This window comes from Aquabacterium sp. UBA2148 (genome assembly GCF_002328915.1).
Taxonomy (GTDB): Bacteria; Pseudomonadota; Gammaproteobacteria; order Burkholderiales; family Burkholderiaceae_C; genus Aquabacterium; species Aquabacterium parvum.
Genome location: NZ_DCXA01000150.1, coordinates 7,961 through 27,155, shown reverse-complemented (window position 1 = coordinate 27,155; position 19,195 = coordinate 7,961). Strand labels below are relative to the sequence as shown.

18 protein-coding genes, 1 pseudogene and 1 riboswitch are annotated in these 19,195 nt (G+C 63.8%); of the genes and pseudogenes, 15 read left to right on the top strand and 4 right to left on the bottom strand.

Annotated elements, in window-relative coordinates; translation table 11 throughout:
* The 6 genes from B2W70_RS08280 to B2W70_RS08255 form a co-directional block, all read left to right on the top strand.
* On the top strand, nucleotides 1-149 hold a 149-nt coding region (locus B2W70_RS08280), incomplete at its 5' end, for a S4 domain-containing protein (RefSeq protein ID WP_286744676.1).
* 285 nt (nucleotides 150-434) lie between these two features.
* Nucleotides 435-1,265, top strand: coding sequence for a PEP-CTERM sorting domain-containing protein (locus B2W70_RS08275; protein ID WP_286744663.1), 831 nt, complete (start codon nucleotides 435-437; stop codon nucleotides 1,263-1,265).
* Nucleotides 1,266-1,466: 201 nt separating this feature from the next.
* Nucleotides 1,467-2,327 (top strand): PEP-CTERM sorting domain-containing protein, encoded by an 861-nt coding sequence (locus B2W70_RS08270; RefSeq protein WP_286744661.1) that lies wholly within the window; start codon nucleotides 1,467-1,469, stop codon nucleotides 2,325-2,327.
* 127 nt (nucleotides 2,328-2,454) lie between these two features.
* The gene (locus B2W70_RS08265; RefSeq protein WP_286744658.1) at nucleotides 2,455-3,588 is read left to right on the top strand and encodes an OmpW/AlkL family protein; all 1,134 of its coding nucleotides are present in this window, start codon (nucleotides 2,455-2,457) and stop codon (nucleotides 3,586-3,588) included.
* A 175-nt stretch (nucleotides 3,589-3,763) separates the two neighbouring features.
* Complete coding sequence (locus B2W70_RS08260; RefSeq protein WP_286744655.1) at nucleotides 3,764-4,447, top strand: hypothetical protein; 684 nt, start codon at nucleotides 3,764-3,766, stop codon at nucleotides 4,445-4,447.
* Nucleotides 4,448-4,770: 323 nt separating this feature from the next.
* Nucleotides 4,771-5,472, top strand: coding sequence for a hypothetical protein (locus B2W70_RS08255; protein WP_286744653.1), 702 nt, complete (start codon nucleotides 4,771-4,773; stop codon nucleotides 5,470-5,472).
* 102 nt (nucleotides 5,473-5,574) lie between these two features.
* On the opposite strand, the gene B2W70_RS08250 is transcribed toward B2W70_RS08255, so the two are convergent.
* Nucleotides 5,575-6,189, bottom strand: coding sequence for an NTP transferase domain-containing protein (locus B2W70_RS08250; protein ID WP_286744651.1), 615 nt, complete (start codon nucleotides 6,187-6,189; stop codon nucleotides 5,575-5,577).
* A 132-nt stretch (nucleotides 6,190-6,321) separates the two neighbouring features.
* Here B2W70_RS08250 and pdxH point away from each other — a divergent pair, with 132 nt between their 5' ends.
* On the top strand, nucleotides 6,322-6,972 hold the full coding sequence (gene pdxH / locus B2W70_RS08245) for a pyridoxamine 5'-phosphate oxidase (protein WP_286744649.1): 651 nt from the start codon (nucleotides 6,322-6,324) through the stop codon (nucleotides 6,970-6,972).
* A 13-nt stretch (nucleotides 6,973-6,985) separates the two neighbouring features.
* Here pdxH and B2W70_RS08240 read toward each other — a convergent pair whose 3' ends face one another.
* The 3 genes from B2W70_RS08240 to B2W70_RS08230 all read right to left on the bottom strand — a co-directional run bounded on the left by B2W70_RS08240 (nucleotide 6,986) and on the right by B2W70_RS08230 (nucleotide 11,688).
* Nucleotides 6,986-9,187: a tetratricopeptide repeat protein gene (locus B2W70_RS08240; protein ID WP_286744646.1), complete on the bottom strand. Its 2,202-nt coding sequence runs from the start codon at nucleotides 9,185-9,187 to the stop codon at nucleotides 6,986-6,988.
* Between the two features lie 33 nt (nucleotides 9,188-9,220).
* Nucleotides 9,221-9,790 carry a peptide-methionine (S)-S-oxide reductase MsrA gene (gene msrA / locus B2W70_RS08235; RefSeq protein WP_286744643.1) on the bottom strand — a complete coding sequence of 190 codons (570 nt, stop codon included), beginning with the start codon at nucleotides 9,788-9,790 and terminating at the stop codon, nucleotides 9,221-9,223.
* A 311-nt stretch (nucleotides 9,791-10,101) separates the two neighbouring features.
* A complete protein-coding gene (locus B2W70_RS08230) occupies nucleotides 10,102-11,688 on the bottom strand; it encodes a UbiD family decarboxylase domain-containing protein (RefSeq protein ID WP_286744642.1) in 1,587 nt (528 codons plus the stop codon).
* Nucleotides 11,689-12,005: 317 nt separating this feature from the next.
* Between B2W70_RS08230 and B2W70_RS08225 the strand changes: the two genes are divergently transcribed.
* The 8 genes and pseudogenes from B2W70_RS08225 to B2W70_RS08190 all read left to right on the top strand — a co-directional run.
* On the top strand, nucleotides 12,006-13,025 hold the full coding sequence (locus B2W70_RS08225; protein WP_083506172.1) for a lytic transglycosylase domain-containing protein: 1,020 nt from the start codon (nucleotides 12,006-12,008) through the stop codon (nucleotides 13,023-13,025).
* A gap of 77 nt (nucleotides 13,026-13,102) precedes the next feature.
* Nucleotides 13,103-13,236, top strand: a riboswitch (ZMP/ZTP riboswitch).
* Nucleotides 13,237-13,292: 56 nt separating this feature from the next.
* Complete coding sequence (gene glyA, locus B2W70_RS08220) at nucleotides 13,293-14,543, top strand: serine hydroxymethyltransferase (protein WP_286744639.1); 1,251 nt, start codon at nucleotides 13,293-13,295, stop codon at nucleotides 14,541-14,543.
* Nucleotides 14,544-14,550: 7 nt separating this feature from the next.
* Entirely contained in the window at nucleotides 14,551-15,027 is a 477-nt protein-coding gene (nrdR, locus tag B2W70_RS08215) for a transcriptional regulator NrdR (RefSeq protein WP_058088580.1), read from the top strand.
* A 160-nt stretch (nucleotides 15,028-15,187) separates the two neighbouring features.
* Nucleotides 15,188-15,790 carry a GspH/FimT family pseudopilin gene (locus B2W70_RS08210; RefSeq protein WP_286744636.1) on the top strand — a complete coding sequence of 201 codons (603 nt, stop codon included), beginning with the start codon at nucleotides 15,188-15,190 and terminating at the stop codon, nucleotides 15,788-15,790.
* Nucleotides 15,791-15,797: 7 nt separating this feature from the next.
* A complete protein-coding gene (gene pilV / locus B2W70_RS08205) occupies nucleotides 15,798-16,385 on the top strand; it encodes a type IV pilus modification protein PilV (RefSeq protein ID WP_286744633.1) in 588 nt (195 codons plus the stop codon).
* A gap of 7 nt (nucleotides 16,386-16,392) precedes the next feature.
* Nucleotides 16,393-17,517, top strand: coding sequence for a PilW family protein (locus B2W70_RS08200; RefSeq protein ID WP_286744631.1), 1,125 nt, complete (start codon nucleotides 16,393-16,395; stop codon nucleotides 17,515-17,517).
* A gap of 56 nt (nucleotides 17,518-17,573) precedes the next feature.
* On the top strand, nucleotides 17,574-18,194 hold the full coding sequence (locus B2W70_RS08195; protein ID WP_286744629.1) for a pilus assembly PilX family protein: 621 nt from the start codon (nucleotides 17,574-17,576) through the stop codon (nucleotides 18,192-18,194).
* Between the two features lie 10 nt (nucleotides 18,195-18,204).
* Nucleotides 18,205-19,195: pseudogene (locus tag B2W70_RS08190) on the top strand (hypothetical protein); the annotation flags it as partial.

Here is a 19,195-nt window from a genome sequence, read left to right as displayed (position 1 = left end):
CCAGCGAGGCCAGCCGCATGGTCGAGCAAGGGGGCGTGAAGGTCGACGGCCAGCCGGTGTCCGACAAGGGCCTGAAGCTGCCCGCCGGGGTGTACGTCGTGCAGGTGGGCAAGCGCAAGTTCGCTCGCGTGAGCCTGGCGCAAACGTGATTTGTGGCGCCTATTGATCCCATCGGGGCGTCAAAAAGCGTGAATTTCCACGAATGCGCGTTTCCCCTACCCTTGGCTGAGGGGGCGGGTGCCTTGCAGGGGAGCGCAGGTTGACGGATTGTTGCAATCTTCGGGAAAGCTAACTTGAACCGCCATGGTGCGCGGGTCAAGATGTCAACGAAGCAGGCGATCAAAGCCTGCCGGCAGCCGGGGAGCTTGCGGACGCCCCGGCCAAGCCAGAAGTTCTCTCAACAAGCACGTCCGCATTAGAGAGTGGAGATCACAATGAAATTCAATCTGAAGAACCTGGTCGTGGCCGCAGCCTTCGTGGCCGCTGGTGGCGCCAACGCTGCCTCCTTCACCGTCAACGAAGGCGGCGACCTGACGGTCGGCGGCTACCTGATCAGCGGCCTGACCGGTTCCGGCTCCCTGACCTTCTCGCAAGACCTGCTCGACACCCTGAACCTGGGCGTCGTTGAAGTGTCCAACTTCGGTCGCGCCAACTCGACCATCGACGGCGTTCCTGGCGGCTACACCGCTGTCAGCGCTGCTGCCCCGGTGACCTCGCTGACCGGCACGCCCACCAGCGCCAGCACCGTGGCCATCACGGAAGTCGGCACCTCCGGTGGCGCCACCCAGACCCTGACCGAAGCTGGCGTTGACGCCGGCGTGGCCGACGGCACGGGTTTCATCACCATCACCGACCTGCGCGTTGACCTGGTGAACAAGGACGTCTACGGCACCCTGATCGGTGGCAACGGCGTTGGCACCGTCACCAACCAGAAGATCTGGTCGTTCGCCACCATCTCCGGCCCGACCACGTTCGACCTGGACGCGATCATCGCCGCTGGCGGCACCGTCACCGTGAGCAACACGCTGACCAACCTGCAGATCTATGACGACGCCCTGGCCCTGCTGGTGCAAGCCACCAACCTGAATGCTGACCTGGGCGCCCCCGCCCTGGCTGGCGTGAACAACGGTGCCACCGGCTTCGGCTCGATCACGTCCAACATCACCATCACGGTGTCGGCTGTGCCTGAGCCTTCTGCCTACGCCCTGATGGGTGTTGGCCTGGTGGGCCTGGGCCTGTTCGCTCGCCGCCGCGCTGCACGCTGAGCCCTGGGCAAGGGATGCCCCGCCCCCTCATGCGAGGGGAAAGTCGGCAAGCATCCCCCCTGTCCGTGGTGCTTTGCACAGTTCGACAGGGAGTTCCCCGATGCTTCAAGGTGGGCTCCCTCTTAAAGTGAACACATGTCAGCAAGACCTTGGAAAACAAACCAAGCTTGCTTCAATCGACACCCTTCTGTGGAGAAATCGATGAAATTCAACAAAAGCCTGATCGCCGCTACCGCCATCACGATGTTCGCTGGCGCAGCCCAAGCTGCTCTCGAAACCGTCACCATTGAAACGGGCGGTTCGTCCGCCAGCAACGGCTACACCTTCAGCGACCTGTCCGGCAGCGGCACCCTGAGCTTCTCCAGGCTGCTCATCACCGCCCTGAACCTGGCTTCGGTCGGCATGCAAGCCGTGCCTGCCGCCACGCTGCAAATCTCGACTTCCACGAACGCCACAGGCGCCGTGAGGTACGTGAGCGCCGCCGCTGCCGCCCCCGTCACCGGCCTGACCAGCACCTTTGACGGCGCCACCGTCACCGTGACCGCTGTGCAAACCCAAGGCGGCTCGCTGCAAACCACGGTCAAGAACAGCGCCACCAACGGTGCTGGCTCGCTGAGCATCAGCGACCTGAAGGTTGACCTGACCACCAAGACCATCTACGCCGACATCGTTGGCGCCAATGGCGTGGGCACCCTGAACGACTACGCCCTGTGGACGTACGACACCATCAGCGGCCCCACCACGTTCGACCTGACCCCTGGCGCTCCCGCCAGCGCTGGCGCTTCGACCCTGTCGTCGACCAACGTCCTGTCGGGCCTGTTCCTGGTCAAGGCCACTGACATCGACGCCATCTTCGTCAAGTCGCTGAACCTGAACAACACCGGTCGCTCGGGCATCAACGCCGTGAACAACCGCACCGCCACCAACACCGCTGGTTTCGGTTCGATCACCTCGAACATCTCCGTGATCGCCACCCCGATCCCTGAGCCCAGCACCTACGCCCTGATGGCCGCTGGCCTGGTTGGCCTGGGTTTGTTCGGCCGCCGCCGCGCTGCTCGCTGAGCACATTGAGGTCACACGGGGCTTCGGCCCTGTGTGCGACCAGCCGCTCGCTGTCGTGAGCGGCTTTTTTATTGCACCGAGAAATCATCCCTGAGGCGGCCCCCTGAGCTGCCAGGAGACAGACAGCATGCCTTCCATCCGATTCGGTTTCCCGCAGCTCGCGGTGATCGCCCTGGCCGCCTGTGCGGCCATGCCCGTTTCTGCGCAACAGCAGACGAACTCGATTTTCCCGACCGGCTGGGACAGCAGCGTCCGCAGCCGCCTGTTCATGCGCATCGGCTACACGTCGGCGTTCACGCGGACGAAGTCTGAGGATGCGAAGGATGTCACTGGCTTCGCAACTTCGCGTGCAGACATCAATGCGGCCCTGGACCTTGGCAAAACCATCACTGACGAATGCGACGCGGGCTCTCGGACCGGAGCTGACTGTGCGCGCTATGCCGATGGTAGTAACGGTTTTACCTGGGATACCCTGGCTCGCGCAGTCTTGGAGGACGCTTTTGTTGCTGATGGAGTTGATGGCATTGGCACCCCTGCAGGCATCAAGGCTCGGGCACAGAAGAACCTTGGAACACCGACGGTGTCGGTCGGTTACTGGCTGGATGACGATCGCAAGTGGTTGCTGGAAGGTTTTGTCCTAGCCATGCCCATGAGCGTCAAGATTCACGGAGAAGGTACCCGCTGGGATGGTTCTCCCAACAGCGTCAATGGCAAGCACATTGCAACCACCAAACTGCTGCCGCCTTTGGTCATTGGCAGCTACAGCTTTGGTGACGCGAAGACCTGGCCGGTTCGACCGTATGTTGGCGTTGGCGTGATGTATGCCATCTTTTTTGGTGCCAAGACGACGCCGTTCTTCGATTCTTACGTTGGCGGCAAGACCACGATTGCCACCAAGAACGTCTTTGGCGCCGGTCCTTTCGTTGGATTGCAAGCGCCGTTGAATGATTCGTTGCATTTCAACATTTCGGTGGGACAAGTTGGGTTGCGCGCCAACTCCCGCTTGGTGACCTCTAACACGACGATCACCTCTGGCGCTGCGGTGCTCACGGACCTTTCCAGGAATCTGTCTGAAGCGGTTGCGAATGGCGACTCCCTGCTTCAGGGCGACACGGGGGATAACACTGTTGGTGGCACCACCTTGCTCACCGAATTGGTTGCCCGAAACAAAGGCCAGTCCAACCTCGGCACCTTCGTGCGCGAGCAAAAGATGAAGATCACCAACACGATCGTCACGGTCAGCGTGGGCTACAACTTTTGAGTGAATCGGGCTAACCCGTACTTCATTTGAAGTTCGGGTGCTTCAATTTGTGCGGTATCGCACGTGTCCTGAGGCTCGCTCACTCAAATCGGGGGGGCACTGTTTTGAGCCCAGCCCCGATGATTTGAGCCATGGTCACCCGGATGGGTTGGGTGACCGCCACTCAGGAGCCACCATGCAACAATTCTCCCTCCGTCTGAGCGCCGTCGCCGCCATCGTCAGCCTGTCCGCCATGTCGGCCCAGGCCCTGACCCTGCCCACCAACTTCCTGGTGGCCGACTCGGTTCAAGAATTCACGTCCGACAACCTGGACGCCCTTGACCTCGTCGGCATGACGATTGCCGCTCGCGGCACGGCTTCGGCTGTCAAGGCAGGCCCCTACGGCACGCCCGCTGCCTTCAGCTTCCCGATCACCAAGATCGTCATCGGCTCTGGCCTGAAGATCGCCTCCGGTACCGCCTCTGGCGCCGCCCTGTACTTCGATCGCATGAACGAAGACACCGGTGCGATCCTGGGCCTGACCCTGGCCAACTTCACCATCGACTACGTCAAGCATCAGGTGCTGGCCGACACCACTCCCAAGGGTGGCAGCACCCTGAAGATGATGCCGCTGTACAACTTCACGGTGAACACCCCCCTGGGCCTGAAGTACAGCTTCCCGCTGAATATCACGCTGCACGAGCAACTGGGTGACCTGCGCCTGACGGATCAGGCTCGGAACGTGATCCTGACGACCATGGAACTCAACGCCGACATCGTTGACGAGTCCCTGCGTGCCTCGTTCGGCACCCTGACCCAGGACGTGACCACGAAGCTGCGCTCCAAGGCCGTCAGCACCACGCCTTACACGGCCAAGTGATGGCCTGCTTCACCCGGGTGATTTGATCGCCCGGTGGCAGACAGCAAAAGCGACCTCCGGGTCGCTTTTTTCATGGGAAGGCGGCCGATGAAGGGTGGTTGGGTCAAATTGGTTCAATTTGCGTCGAATGGTGGTTACCCTGCATCGTGGCGTCATTTAACGCTGAGGGATAGCCCTTGAAATGGGCTGATTTGTGCGGGGATTCCCCTGGCCCTCTCCCGCATTCACGGGGCCACGGCAAAGCGGCTTGTTGCCATCATGAACTCACCGATCAACGCAATTGATCGCATCCCCTGAACCCAAGATCACCTTCTGGAGAACACATGAAACTCGCCGCTGTTTCCCTCCGCGCCACCGCTGCCGCCGTCGCCCTGTTCGCTGTCTCGGCCGCTCACGCCGACCTGACCATTCCCTTCGCCTGGACCGAATCGAACTCGGTGCAAACCTTCACCCAGGACAACCTGGACAGCTTTGACCTGGTTCACCTGTCGGTGGTTGCCAAGGGCAACGCCACCGCTCAAGGCGCACCCGTCAACGGCGGTTCCGGCTCGGTGAACTACCAGTCGTACAGCTTGCCGATCACCAAGATCGTCATCGGCAGCAACCTGTCGATCAAGTCCGGCCAAGCCGCTGGCTCTGCCCTGTACTTCGACCGCACCGACGACGACACCGGTCTGGTGTACGGCCTGACCCTGGCCAACTTCACCATCGACTACGCCGCCCAGAAGGTGCTGGCCGACATCACCCCCAAGGGCGGCACCACGGCCACCCAGCAGCACCTGTACACCTTCGAAGTCGACACCAAGCTGGCCCTGAAGTACAAGTTCCCCCTGACCGTCACCGGCCACGAAGTGCTGAAGAACCTGCGCCTGTCCCAAGGTGCTCAGGACGCCCTGAACAGTGCCCTGGTGCTGCCCGAAATCGCTCAGGACGCACTGAAGTTCGACTACGGCACCCTGACGCAGGACGTGAGCACCAACCTGCGCAAGAAGTCGATCTCGTCGGCTCTGTACGTCGCCAACTGATTGGGAGGGGCGGCTGCTGCTGCCCCGAGCCAGCTCAAAGCCAAAGGGCCCTCATCCGAGGGCCCTTTTTGCTTCCTGCGGTGACCGGGCTTGAGGCCCGCGTCATCCGCGCAGTGGGTCTTGTGCCGCCGTGGGTTGATTGAACAGCGACACCTGGGTGAACAGGAGGTCCCACGACTGCATCAGCACCGTCGGGTCGTCCAGCTCCAGTGCATGGGCCGGGTATCGGTTCATCAGGCGGAGCAGTTCCCGGTCAGAGTTCAAGCGGATGAGCTCGGAGAACAACTCTTGTCCAAAACCCATGGGCATGCCGACCCGACCTCCATGGCTGGGGTAGACGAGCAGGTGCTGTCCCAATGCCTGGCGCAGTCGGGTCAAGGTTTGCGGCCTGGGTGGGGTCAGGCTGCTGGGCAACAAGACCCAGCCCGACGCTTGTGCGCTGAGCTGAACGCCTGCCCTGATGGCGGATGACAGCCGCTGGGCTGGGTGCGGCTCGTGCAGGGGTGTCAGTTGAATCGGGGTCTGCACCTGCCAGCGCGAGGCCTCTTTCAGCACGGGGGGCGAGCCAAGCAGGACGACGTCCATGCCGCACACCTGGCAGCTCTGCACCAGGTGCTGCGTGCCGTCCAGGAACGAGGGCAAGCCTGCGACAGCGCCACCACCATCTGGTTGATCAGACGGGGCAGGTGTGATGATGGCGGTGACGGCGGTTTCCATTTGTTCTTCCCTTTCCCAAGTGTGAAACTGGTGCGCCGCAGCAACCAGGGAAGCTTCACTTAGGGGCATACCCGTGTGCTGAATTGATTTGAGTCATTTCAGGCATCAATCCAAAGCACCGATACTCGAACCATGGACAAAACACCTCATGATTTGGCGCAGATGCGCAAGAGCTATGAACAGGCAGAGCTGGACGAAGGCCAGGTTTTGGCTGACCCGGTTGCGCAGTTCCACCATTGGTTCGATGAGGCGGTGAAGGCCAAGGCCCTGGAGCCCAACGCCATGACCTTGGCCACGGTGGGCCAGGACGGGCGCCCTTCAACCCGTGTCATCTTGCTCAAGGGGGCTGATGAGCAAGGGTTGGTCTGGTTCACCAACTACCAGAGCCGCAAGGGCCTGGAACTGGCTCGGCACCCAGTGGCTGCGGTGCAGTTTTTCTGGCCAGAACTGGAGCGGGTGGTTCGGGTGGAAGGCCGGGTGGAGCTGGTCAGCGAGCAGGAATCGGACGCGTACTTCATGGCACGCCCTCTGGGCTCTCGGATCGGCGCCTGGGCGTCACCGCAGAGCAGCGTGTTGCCCTCCAGGGCGGCGCTGCAGCAGGCCTGGGCGGAGCAACAGGCCCGATGGGGCGAGCACCCGCCGCGCCCTGCCCATTGGGGTGGGCATCGCTTGTTGCCCGACCGCTGGGAGTTCTGGCAAGGGCGTCCGTCGCGCCTTCACGACCGAATCGAGTACCTGCTTCAGGCCGATGGATCCTGGCTGCGCCAACGGCTGGCGCCTTGAAACAGTGGGGTCCTCAGGGGCCTGGCTTGGCTGCTTCGCCGCAGCGTTGTCGCCACATCCCTCGCAGGGCTTCCTGAAAATGTTGGGCGAACCTGGGGGCATCGAACAGCGGTGACTGGGCGGCTTGCTCGCGCAAAGCAGCGCGCAGCCGGCTCAGGGCTGGCAGGTCGTTCGCGAAGGCGATGGCTTTTTGTCGGTATGCCTGCGCGTCATTGGCAACCCAGTCGGCGAGCCCGACGTTCATCATCATGCTGACGCCCTGTCGGGCCACCAGGCAGTCGCCTTGCAGGGTCAACACAGGCACGCCCATCCACAAGCTTTCTGCGGTGGTGGTGCCGCCGGTGAAGGGAAACGGGTCCAGCCCGATGTCCACGCGGTGGTAGGCGCGCAGGTACTCTTCGCGCGGCGAGTTGCCTTCCAGGATCAGCCGGTCGCGGCCGATGCCCATCGCCTGCAGCCTCCGCACCGTGAGGTCGTGCACCTGCGGGTCATCGAGCTGGGGGGCCTTGAGGAACAGCCGGCTGCCCGCCACACCCTGGACGATGGCCGCCCAGAGTTTCAGCACTTCGTCGTTGAGTTTGGTGAGGTTGTTGAAGCAACCGAACGTGACGTGCCCCTGTTGTGTCGCAGGCAGTTCGGACACCGGCGGGGCCGACTCCGGCGGGCTGAAGCACAGGCGTGTTTCGGGCAGCAGCCACAGCCGCTCGGTGAAGTCGCGCTGCACCTCGGCCGGTGTGCTCCAGGGGTCGGACAGGAAGTGGTCCATTTCCTGAAGGCCTGTGGTGGCGAAATAGCCGAGCCAGCTGACCTGAACAGGCGCAGGGCGCCAGGCGAAGACAGACAGCCGCGTGTGAGCGGTGTGGCCCGAGAGGTCGATCAGGATGTCGATGTCGTCGTCGCAGATGCGCCGTGCGGCGGTGGCGTCGTCCAGCCCGACCAAGGGGTGCCAGGCGGTGCAGCAGGCCTTGAGGCGATGGGTCAAGGCGTCGCTCAGGGCTTGCGTGGGGTAACCGATCAGCGCAAGGTTGTTGCCAGATTGCGCTCGGATGGCTTGCAGCACGGTGTCCAGGAAGTAGCCCACGGGGTGGCGCCGCAGGTCACCGGACACCAGGCCGACCCTGAGCGGTTTTTCCGGGTCCCAGCGATGCGGTCGAACGGGCGCGTCGGTGACCTTGGCACGCATGCGCTCGCCGTATTGGCGGGCGCGCTCGATGCGTCGTTGACGGGGCACGCTGCTGGCGTAGTTGCTGAGCATCAGCCAGTTGCTCAGCACGTCGAGGCGATCTGGCGCGAACTGGTCCGCGTGTTCGAAACAGGCCAGGGCCTCTTCAAGGTCTCCGACCTCCTTGTGCACATTGCCCAGGTCGATCCAGGCATCGACGTGCTTGGGATCGAGCTCGATGGCGCGCTTCAAGGCGACGATCGCGGCCTGGTACTGGCGCAGCTTGCCCAGCACTTGGCCCATTCCCTGTTGTGCATCGACATGGCTGGGTTGCAGCCGGAGGGCTTCTCCAAACGCTTGCAGTGCCTGCGGCATGCGCAGGGCGTCCTTGTGGACGTTGCCCAGGTTGTGGTGGGCGTCGGCCATGTCGGGGGCGAGCCTGATCGCCTGTTTGAGCGCCGCATGTGCTTCGTCCAGCCTGCCCCGTCGGGCGTGCAGGGCACCCAGGTTGCACCAGGCCTGAGCGTGGGCGGGTTCCACCTGGACGGCGGCCTTGAAGCTGTCCTCGGCGGCGTCGAGCTCCTGCAGCTTTTGTTGCAAGATGCCCAGGTTGAAACGCGCATCGGCGAAAGCGGGGTTCGCAGCGATGGCTTGGCGGTAGGCTTTTGCTGCTTCGGGCAGCTTGTGCTGGTCGGTGAGCACGATCGCCAGGTTGTAGGCGTGGCTGGCTTGAGTGGGGGCCAGTGCGATGGCATGCCGGTGGCTCTCTTCTGCCTGGCTCAGCAGGCCTTGGGCACGCTGAGCGTTGCCCAGGTTGCTCCAAGTCTCGGCGTCCTGCGGCATCAAGTTTGCGGCCTTGCTCAGGGCCGCCACACCGTCTTTATTTTGGGCCAGCAGCGCGACCCCCAGGACCTTCCAGATGAACCCCACCTCAGGGTGCAAGCGGGTGAGCTCACGGGTGCGTGACTCGAGCTCCGCGTGACGCCCCGAACTGAACAGGGCAATGAGCTGATTGGCGTCCTGGGCAGAGAAGGGCGGCGGGCTGTGTGTCATGGGCCCACATTGTGGGGCAGCGGCCGATGGCGCTCAGTCCTCGGTTTTGAGCAGCTCGCTGAAGGTGCGCCGGAACTTCTCCAGCTTGGGTGCGACGACGACCGCGCAGTAGCCCTGGTAGGGGTTCCGCGCCGCGTAGCCTTGGTGATAGGCCTCTGCAGGGTGGTAGTTCACCACCGGTGTCACCTCGGTCACGATGGGCGAGGCGTGCACGCCGCTGGCCGTGAGTTGTTCGATCAATGCACGCGCTTGCGCGGCCTGCTCGGCCAAGTGCGTGTAGATGCCAGATCGGTACTGGGTGCCGACGTCGTTGCCTTGGCGGTTCAGTGTGGTCGGGTCGTGCAGAAAGAAGAACACCCCCAGCAATTGCTGGTAGGACACGCGTGCCGGGTCGAAGCGCACACGCACGACTTCCGCATGACCGGTTCGGCCGCTGCACACAGACTCATAGTCAGGTTGGGGGTGTTCGCCATTGCTGTAGCCTGATTCGGCATGCAGCACGCCCTGCAGGCGGTTGAAGGCCGCTTCCAGGCACCAGAAACAGCCGCCTGCGAAGGTGGCCTCTTGAGCCGAAGCTTGGATGTCGGTGGCTGCGTCGCTCATGGGGACTTATCCAGTTCAAGCCCAACAGGGCGATGGCTGAGAGTCTCGCAGAAACGAAAACCCCCGGCATGAGCCGGGGGCGACGCGACTCAAGGGCCGCGCAGGAAAGCGTCAGAGATCAAGGTCTGGCACTTCCCGAGACGCAGAGACTGCGTCTGCTTGAGGTACCTGCTCTCGGCAGGCAACTGCAGGTTAAATCAGGAATGGTCTCGCGGCAAGTGGCCGATCGCGCCGAGATGTGAGCAGGGTCAAACAAAGTCTCACAAAGCCCAACGACGCCACACAAAGCCCCGAATGGGGCGCTTTGGGGCTCAGGTGCCCAGGACGCGCGCCACCAGGCCCTCGATGCGGTCGGTCACATCCTTGGGCATGGTGATGACGCGCCCCCATTCGCGGTCGGTCTCGCCGGGCCACTTGTTGGTGGCGTCCAGTCCCATCTTGCCGCCCAGGCCGCTGACCGGAGAGGCGAAGTCCAGGTAGTCGATCGGGGTGTGGTCGACCAGGGTGGTGTCGCGCACCGGGTCCATGCGGGTGGTGATGGCCCAGATCACTTCCTGCCAGTTGCGGATGTCCACGTCGTCGTCGACGATGACGATGAACTTGGTGTACATGAACTGGCGCAGGAAGCTCCACAGTCCGAACATCAGCCGCTTGCTGTGGCCGGCGTAGGCCTTCTTCATGCTGATGATGGCCATGCGGTAGCTGCAGCCCTCGGGCGGCAGGTAGAAGTCGACGATCTCGGGGAACTGCTTTTGCAGGATCGGCACGAAGACCTCGTTGAGCGCCACGCCCAGCACGGCGGGCTCGTCGGGCGGCTTGCCGGTGTAGGTGGAGTGGTAGACCGGGTCTTCGCGGTTCGTCAGGCGGCTGACTTCGAAGACGGGGAACCAGTCCTGCTCGTTGTAGTAGCCGGTGTGGTCGCCGTAGGGGCCTTCCAGCGCGTGCAGGTAGCCGTTCTTCTCTTTGAGTGGCACACCATGCTCGCTGACGCCCTGGTAACCCGCTGGTGCCGTCGGGATGTGGCCCTCCAGCACGAACTCGGCCGAGGCCGGCACCTGCAGGCGGTGCTCGCCTTCGCCCACGGATGTGTCGGTGACCTCGGTGCGGCTGCCGCGCAGCAGGCCGGCGAACTGGTACTCGCCCAGGGTGTCGGGCACCGGGGTGACGGCGCCCAGGATGGTGGCCGGATCGGCCCCGCAGGCCACGGCGATGGGGAAGGGTTGGCCCGGGTTGGCGAGCGCGAACTCGCGGAAATCGAGCGCGCCGCCTCGGTGGGCCAGCCATCGCATGATCAATTGGCGCTTGCCGATGAGTTGCTGGCGGTAGATGCCCAGGTTCTGGCGTCGGCGCGGGTTGGGCACGCCTTGCGGGCCGCGGGTGACCACCAGCCCCCAAGTCAGCAGCGGGGCGGCGTCGTCGGGCCAGCAATGCTGGATGGGCAACTCGGTCAGGTCGATGTCGCTGCCTTCGCGCACCACCGCCTGGCAGGCGGCCCGGCGAACGGAGGCTGGCTTCATGTCCCACAGGGCCTTGGCCATGTGCAGCAGCTTGCCGGCGTCCTTCAACCCTTTGGGCGGCTCGGGTTCTTTCAGGCTGGCGAGCAGCCGACCGATGTCGCGCAGCTCGCTGACGTCAGATGCACCCATGCCCAACGCCACTCGTTTGGGGGTGCCAAAGAGGTTGGCGAGCACCGGGGTGGTGTGCGTGCGCCCCGGGCGTCCGTTTGGGTCGAGCTTGCCGACGGGCTTTTCAAACCACAGCGCAGGGCCGCCAGCCCTCAGAACGCGGTCGCAAAGGGCGGTCATGTCCAGGTGGACGGACACCGGGTCGCTGATGCGCTTGAGTTCCCCCTCTCGGGTGAGGCCTGCCACAAAGTCCCGCAAATCTCGGTATTTCATGCTCTGAGAGTAATAAAGAGTTGGTTCTTTATGCTTGACTGGTTATTTCAAGGCTGCCTAGAATCCGCCCCGTCGATCCCGGAACCGATTTTTTCCGGGTTAACCCTGGGTGCCTCTGGGCATCCTCGTCAGCTCCGGTCCTTGAGATTGCCGGGTGTGGCCCAAGTGGCTTGGCACCCTTTTCGAGGTCAGGCCCATGGTCGCCAAGCGACCGCCTGCAGCCTCGAAGCCGGGGCGATTATCACCGCCGACCTGGTTGCGCAGGCTGCTTCAAGGCAGCCTGCCCATGCGGTCAGCGGGGTGAGGAAAGGATAGTCATGTCTACGTTTGAACGTGCTGCCGAGGCGCCCCTGGTTGCCCCGACCGCGTCGAACCCCGCCAGCCGAATCGGCGAAGTCCTGGGTGTTGTCGCCTCGGACGTCCTGGGCGGTCTGCGCCATGCGAGTCACCATGTCCTGGCTGCCGTGGGCCTGGTCGCTGTCGTGGTGGTTGGCTTCCTGGCTGGTCGCCCGGACTTGCGCCATGGACTGGAAGACCAGGCCCTCTCATGGTTGTCTGCCCGCGCCATCCAGCGCGCCGAAGGGGGCGTGGACGCCGCACCCGACATCCTGCTGGCCATGGCCGAGCCTGAGGCCATTCAGCGCGCCACCGCCACCAACCCCGCCGAGCTCAGCCGACAGCAAGCCGCTGTGGCCCACTGGATCGCTCGTCGCTACAGCGTGGCCCCCGAGCCCGTCAGCCGCCTGGTGCAGGAGGCCTGGGTCCTGGGGCAGCGTGCTGGCCTGGACCCGACGCTTTTGCTGGCCGTGATGGCCGTTGAGTCCAGCTTCAACCCCTTTGCGCAAAGCCATGTGGGTGCGCAGGGCCTGATGCAGGTCATGACGCGTGTGCACCATGACAAGTACGCCATCTTTGGTGGCCAGAACGCCGCCTTTGACCCCGTGACCAACCTGCGCGTGGGCGTGCAGGTGTTGCAAGACTGCATCCGCCGCGCCGGCAGCGTTGCTGGCGGCTTGAAGCATTACGTGGGAGCCGCCAACCTGGCCGATGACGGTGGTTACGGTGCCAAGGTGCTGGCCGAAGCTGCCTACCTGCGCCAAGTGGCTTCGGGCCAGAAGGTGGCTTTCAACGCCAGCTTGCCTCAGGCCGGTGTGCCGAGTGCCGTTCAGGTTGCGGCGCCTCAGGCCGCATCGGGTGCGGCCGCGGGTGGTCACACCCTGGAAGCCGCCGAGCCTGCCCAGACCGTGCCTTCGGCTGGCGAGGCCGCCCCTCACCATGCCCCTGCTCGCTCGACCGAACAGGTGGCGCTGCTGACCCAGCCGCTGCCTGGCCGTTGACCCAATTGACGGCTGGGTCCGGTCATGGCGTTGGCCTCGCAGCTGTCATGCAGGCCTTTGCGGCCTCCGCTACAATTCGAAGCCTGCGCGACTGGCGATAGATGGCTGCATTCAGCGGCCTGAGGTGGTGAACCACCGGGAAGCGCAGCCGATTTCGTCCAGGCCGAAGCTTGAGACGAGGTCGTTTCAGCCGTTCGCCTGGGCAGCCTTTTTCACCCACCGTCCCTGGTGGGTGGCAGGTCATCAACCGTCTTGAAGAGACTGCCCATGTTCGTTCGCGCTCAATCCACCATCGCCAACGTCGACCCCGAGTTGTTCGCCGCCATCCAGGCCGAGAACCAGCGCCAGGAAGATCACATCGAGCTGATCGCCTCCGAGAACTACACCTCGCCGGCCGTCATGGAAGCTCAGGGCTCCCAGCTGACCAACAAGTACGCCGAGGGCTATCCCGGCAAGCGCTACTACGGTGGTTGCGAGAACGTCGATGTCGTCGAGCAACTGGCCATCGACCGCCTCAAGCAGCTGTTCGGTGCCAACTTCGCCAACGTGCAGGCCAACTCGGGCTCGCAAGCCAACCAGTCGGTGTTCTTCGCGCTGCTGCAGCCTGGCGACACCATCATGGGCATGAGCCTGGCCGAGGGCGGTCACCTGACCCACGGCATGCAGCTCAACATGTCCGGCAAGTGGTTCAAGGTCGTGTCCTACGGCCTCGATGCCCAGGAAAACATCGACTACGACAAGATGGAAGCCCTGGCGCGTGAGCACAAGCCCAAGCTGATCATCGCCGGCGCATCGGCCTTCGCCCTGCGCATCGACTTCGAGCGCTTTGCCAAGATCGCCAAGGAAGTCGGCGCCTACTTCATGGTCGACATGGCCCACTACGCCGGCCTGATCGCCGCAGGCGTCTACCCCAACCCCGTGCCGCACGCCGACGTGGTCACCTCGACCACCCACAAGAGCCTGCGCGGCCCGCGTGGCGGCATCGTGCTGAGCAACAACGAAGAGATCGCCAAGAAGATCAACTCGGCCATCTTCCCCGGCATCCAGGGCGGCCCGCTGATGCACGTCATCGCCGGCAAGGCCGTGGCCTTCAAGGAAGCCCTGTCGCCCGAGTTCAAGGCCTACCAGCAGCAAGTCGTCAAGAACGCTGCCGCCCTGGCTGACACGCTTACCAAGCGCGGCCTGCGCATCGTCTCCGGTCGCACCGAGAGCCACGTGATGCTGGTCGACCTGCGCCCCAAGAACCTGACGGGCAAGGAAGCCGAAGCCATCCTGGGTGCCGCGCACATCACCTGCAACAAGAACGGCATCCCCAACGACCCGCAAAAGCCGATGGTGACCTCGGGCATTCGCCTGGGCTCGCCCGCCATGACCACGCGTGGCTTCAAGGAAGAGCAGGCCGTCATCGTCGGCAACCTGATCGCCGACGTGCTGGACAACCCGCACGACGAAGCCAACCTGGCCCGCGTGCGCGAGCAGGTCTCGGCCCTGACCCGCCAGTTCCCGGTCTACCGCTGAGCCGTCGATGCGCTGTCCCTTCTGCGGGCACCTCGAAACCCAGGTTGTCGAAACCCGGGACTCCGACGAAGGCGACAGCATCCGTCGCCGGCGCAAGTGCGGCAGCTGCGACAAGCGCTTCACCACCTATGAGCGCGCGGAAATCGAACTGCCGGCCATCGTCAAACGCGATGGCCGGCGCACCGACTACGAGCGCGCCAAGCTCAAGGGCTCGATGATGCTCGCGCTGCGCAAGCGGCCGGTCAGCGCCGAGGCGCTGGAGACGGCGCTCGAGGCCATCGAGGCGCGTTTGCGGCAGTCGGGCGAGAAGGAAGTGGACTCGACCTGGCTGGGCGAGGCCGTGATGCGCGAGCTGCGCAAGCTCGACAAGGTGGCCTACGTGCGCTTCGCGTCGGTGTACCGCAGTTTTGACGACGTCAACGAGTTCGTGGCGGCGATCAAGGAGACGGGCAAGGCCCGCAAGGGATCGGCCGACGAGGGCTGATCTGCCACTCTCCTGTCGTTTTCCATGATCCCTCGCTTGCGGGGGCGATGCCCCTGAAACGGCGTCGATTCAAGGGGGAACCCGCAGGGCTGGGGACGAGCGGTCGGCATGCGCCGCTCAGCGGTGTTGCGCTGCCGGGTGGGCGCGCTACATTCGCCGCATGCAAAAAGCGGGAATCCTCCACATTCAGCGTGGCTTCACTCTGGTCGAGATGATGGTCACGATCGCTGTGCTTGTCATTTTGGCCAGCATCGCGGTGCCGGGCTTGCAGGCGTTCACGACTCGCTCGGGCATGAACGCCATCCGGGACGACTTTTCGATTGCGCTGCAGCGTGCGCGGTTGGATGCGATCAGCAGGAACACGTGCGTGTCGATTTGTCAGTTGGCTTCCGGCAGCACCAACACGTGCGCAGGCGCGGCGGACAACCCGGGCCAATGGCACCAGGGGTGGATCGTGTTCGTGAACGGTGCTTGCGCAGGCGCTGTCCCCGCCACGGCGATTGCTGGCGGTGACTTGATCGCCGTCAGGCAGCCCGGTGATCCTCGTTTCCAGCTCAGCCACGATGGTGGAAACCCACCCCGGATTGCGACGTTCGATCCCCGGGGCGCTCTGGTGGGGCCATCTTTCACGGTCAATGCCACCGACGCCAAGGATGACGAGAGTCCTTTGGCGCGTGACATCACGGTCACTTTTCAGGGGCGGGTGGCGGTGCTTTTGCCGGATGAGGAGGATGACGATGCAGCCACAGCGCAAGCGGAGTGACGTCACCATGAAAAAGCAGTCTGGCGTGACTTTGGTGGAGGTGCTGGTGTCCATGGTCATCATGGCCCTGGGTTTGGTGAGCCTGGCCGCCTTGCAAAACTACACCTTGCGGTATCAGCTTGGTTCGGTGCATCGGGCACAGTTGTCGGGTCTGTTGTCGGACTATGCCGAGCGCGTTCGATCGAACCTGGGCCAGGCGCCAGGTGAGGTGGCGAATTCGCCTTACCTGGTGGCGTTGTCCTGGGATCAGCAGGCGGCCGCGGTGACTGCTCCAGCCAGCACCACATGCGCTGGTGGCAACGCGTGCGCACCGGTGGCCCTGGCGACGGCTGACGTGGCTCAGTGGCGCGACCGGGTGCGTCGTGAGTTGCCCCGCGGTTCTGTTCACGTCACGGGTGACGCCGTTCGAGGACTCTCGGTGACCTTCATGTGGTCAGACAAGGAGTTCGTCGAGCAAGCGGGGGGCGATGCCCGGGAGGCGCCCGTTTGCGAGGAGTTGGCGGACAGCACGGGATTGGCGGCGCAGTCCTGCTGTCCTGATGCGGCAGATGCCCCGGAGGGGGTCCGGTGTGCGCGTTTTTCCTTGATCCCTTGAGGTGAGCATGCCCATTCGCGCATCGTCCAAACCCCTCCGCCACCGAGCGCGTGGCGTGACCCTTGTGGAGTTGATGGTCACGATTGCCATCAACCTGGTTCTCGTGCTGGCGGCCACCCTGTTGTTCCTCAACACGCGCAGCACGCAAAGAGCGGTCAACGATCGCAGCGCGGTTTTCGAGACCGGGCAGTTCGCCATGGGGCTCCTGACCCGCGATATCACCAACGCGGGCTTCTACCCTGCGGCGGCCAAGGAGCCCATGAGCACAGCGGGTGTGGAAGCCAAGACGCGTTTCAACCACGACTCTGCGGCTCAGGCCATGGCGTTGCCTGCTGCCTACGCCAATGGCTTGTTCGGGTGCGTGGGCCAAGCGTTCAATCCCGCGACGGGTGCCTGCGCGGCTCACACGGAGGCGCGGCTGGCTGGGTCAGACGCCCTGGTCGTGTCGATGTTCACGGAGGACTCCTTCTCCCTCGCAACCGGTCAGCGCGCTGATTGCACGCGCGCGGACGTGATCAACGACGCGAACATCGCCGGGAACAACCGACGCGCGGTCTACCTCAACCCGCCAGTGGCGCCGGCCCCGGGGCAACCGGCCTCGACCGCTGCTGAGGTGCGTCCGGACCTGGGGGGCTTGCCAGATGCCCCCCTGTTGGTGATCAATGCTTATCAACTCCGTGCGCAAGACATGTTGCTGGAAGACGGGCGGACGGTCAGGTCGGCATCTTTGACTTGTTGGGGCAACGGAGGTCGCCGGCGCGTCGAGCTGGTCCGAGGGGTTGAGCAATTCGTGGTGCGTTATGGCGTCTTTGATGACGCGACGCGCACGCCCTCACGCTACCTGGATGCCGCAGGGGTGGCCGCGTTGTTGCCAGCGACCATCGATGGCGAGGTGGTCACCGCTTGGCAGCGTGTCTCATCGGTTCGCGTTTGCATGATGGTCCGCTCCCCGCAGAACAACACGTCTCAGCGCGACGACGATGGGCAGGCGGTGGATGTGGCCGACTGCCTGGGTGGGACCTACGACCGTGGCAACGGCAGCCAGGTGCGTCGCTTTGAGCAAACGATCAGTGTCAAGAACCGCCAGGGCAACTCGATCGGCCTTCGGCTTGCTGCAGGACCCACGCCATGAGGCGCCCCCCGTCTTCTCTCGCTCGTCAGCGTGGCGTTGCCATGTTGGTGGTGCTTGTGTTCACGTTGGCGCTCACTGGCATCGCGATCGTCAGTGCTCGCCTGGCCTTGCTCGGTGAGAGCGTTGCCCGCAACCAATTGGACTTGCAGGTCGCCAGGCAGGCTGCGGAAGCCGCGCTGCGCGACGCCGAAAAGGACCTCATGATCAAAGACGGCACGCTGGAGTTTCCCGGTGCGGTCTGTCAGCGCAACCTTCCCACGCAGTTGGAGCGGCCGGCGATGGACCAGATCGCGCAGTTCACGAAAGAGTGCCTGAGGGGGCAGTGCGTGGTTGACAGCGAAGAGCGCAAGGGAGTTGATTACACCCAAGGGGCGACCGCATCGGATCGAGCTGAGGCCTGGTGGCCAGAGGACAGGGGGGGGCGCTGGGGGGATCCTGAAGAGGGCAAGCCCGCAGCGGGGGCAGCAGAAACGTGTGCAACCTTCACTGGAGGGGTGCCTTTGGGGATTTTCACGGGAGCCAGGCCGATCGAGGGTGTTGCGCTGCAGCCTGAGTACCTGATCGAGCTCATCCGCCGAGGCGGTTCCCAATACTTCCGCATCACCGCCAGAGGCTTCGGTTACCGAGCCGGCACCGAGGTGGTGCTTCAATCCTATTTCCAGGTCCCTGGGGCCTGAAGGCCGAGACATGAAAATCCACTGGCCCCGCCTCGCATTTGCTGCGCTGGTGACGCTCTCTTGCGCCACCACCGCCTGGACCCAGTCCACTGCGCCCTCGGCGCGTTTCACGTCTTCGTCGATCACGGCCTACCCTCCCAACATCAGCCAGGGAACGGGTGGTCCGATGATGATGCTGACCGCGTCGCGTGACCACACGCTGTTTGCCCCCATTTACACCGACTACGAGGACATCGACGGCGATGGCGTGGTCGACTACACCTTCAAGCCGACCTTCAAGTACTACGGCTATTTCGATCCTGACAAGTGCTATGGCTACGAAGCTGGGCACAGCACCGGCGGACGATTCGAGCCGAAGGCAATGGTGGTGGAGTACGAACGCCGTTCCTGCCCGAGTAATCAGTTTTTGTGGAGTGGCAACTTCCTGAACTGGGCGACCATGACGCGGCTGGACGTGGTTCGCAAGACGCTGTATGGCGGCCGCAGAATCGAGGACACGCTCGGTGACACCACGCTCGAGATGGCGGCTCTGGCGCACGATGCCCATGCCTTCGTCAAGTACTACAGCGGCGACGACATCCGTGACTACACGCCATTCACCGCTTCAGGCCTGGGCGGGCAGGGGTTGACCCTTTGCAGCCGGGGCTCGACAGGCGATGGGCGCGGCTCACCTGTGCTGCGCATGGCGCGCGGCAATTACAGCCTGTGGGCCACCACGCCCGGCACCGTCTGCAATTGGGCCTCGTCCGACCTGACGTTTGCATTTGGCGCCAAGGCTCAGGCCTTCTACGCCAAGTATGGTCCGCTGAACCTCTCAACCGGCACCGCCGATCCCAAGGCACACAAGACAACCCTGCCCAACAGCACGTCGGATGGCGCGCGTTACGGCTCGATTGGCCCTGAGCTGTCCATCCGAGTCCAGGCTTGCGCGCCCATCAGTGACGACTTGAAGGTGGGCTCTGAGCGTTGTGGCAGCTACCAACGCCTCGAATCTGGCGTTT

Coding starts and splice junctions, on each gene's coding strand:
- B2W70_RS08270 (WP_286744661.1), top strand. CDS start 1,467: ATGAAATTCAACAAAAGCCTGATCGCCGCTACCGCCATCACGATGTTC.
- B2W70_RS08255 (WP_286744653.1), top strand. CDS start 4,771: ATGAAACTCGCCGCTGTTTCCCTCCGCGCCACCGCTGCCGCCGTCGCC.
- glyA (WP_286744639.1), top strand. CDS start 13,293: ATGTTCGTTCGCGCTCAATCCACCATCGCCAACGTCGACCCCGAGTTG.
- B2W70_RS08275 (WP_286744663.1), top strand. CDS start 435: ATGAAATTCAATCTGAAGAACCTGGTCGTGGCCGCAGCCTTCGTGGCC.
- B2W70_RS08200 (WP_286744631.1), top strand. CDS start 16,393: ATGCCCATTCGCGCATCGTCCAAACCCCTCCGCCACCGAGCGCGTGGC.
- B2W70_RS08265 (WP_286744658.1), top strand. CDS start 2,455: ATGCCTTCCATCCGATTCGGTTTCCCGCAGCTCGCGGTGATCGCCCTG.
- nrdR (WP_058088580.1), top strand. CDS start 14,551: ATGCGCTGTCCCTTCTGCGGGCACCTCGAAACCCAGGTTGTCGAAACC.
- B2W70_RS08225 (WP_083506172.1), top strand. CDS start 12,006: ATGTCTACGTTTGAACGTGCTGCCGAGGCGCCCCTGGTTGCCCCGACC.
- B2W70_RS08230 (WP_286744642.1), bottom strand. CDS start 11,688: ATGAAATACCGAGATTTGCGGGACTTTGTGGCAGGCCTCACCCGAGAG.
- B2W70_RS08260 (WP_286744655.1), top strand. CDS start 3,764: ATGCAACAATTCTCCCTCCGTCTGAGCGCCGTCGCCGCCATCGTCAGC.
- B2W70_RS08250 (WP_286744651.1), bottom strand. CDS start 6,189: ATGGAAACCGCCGTCACCGCCATCATCACACCTGCCCCGTCTGATCAA.
- B2W70_RS08210 (WP_286744636.1), top strand. CDS start 15,188: ATGCAAAAAGCGGGAATCCTCCACATTCAGCGTGGCTTCACTCTGGTC.
- msrA (WP_286744643.1), bottom strand. CDS start 9,790: ATGAGCGACGCAGCCACCGACATCCAAGCTTCGGCTCAAGAGGCCACC.
- pilV (WP_286744633.1), top strand. CDS start 15,798: ATGAAAAAGCAGTCTGGCGTGACTTTGGTGGAGGTGCTGGTGTCCATG.
- B2W70_RS08240 (WP_286744646.1), bottom strand. CDS start 9,187: ATGACACACAGCCCGCCGCCCTTCTCTGCCCAGGACGCCAATCAGCTC.
- pdxH (WP_286744649.1), top strand. CDS start 6,322: ATGGACAAAACACCTCATGATTTGGCGCAGATGCGCAAGAGCTATGAA.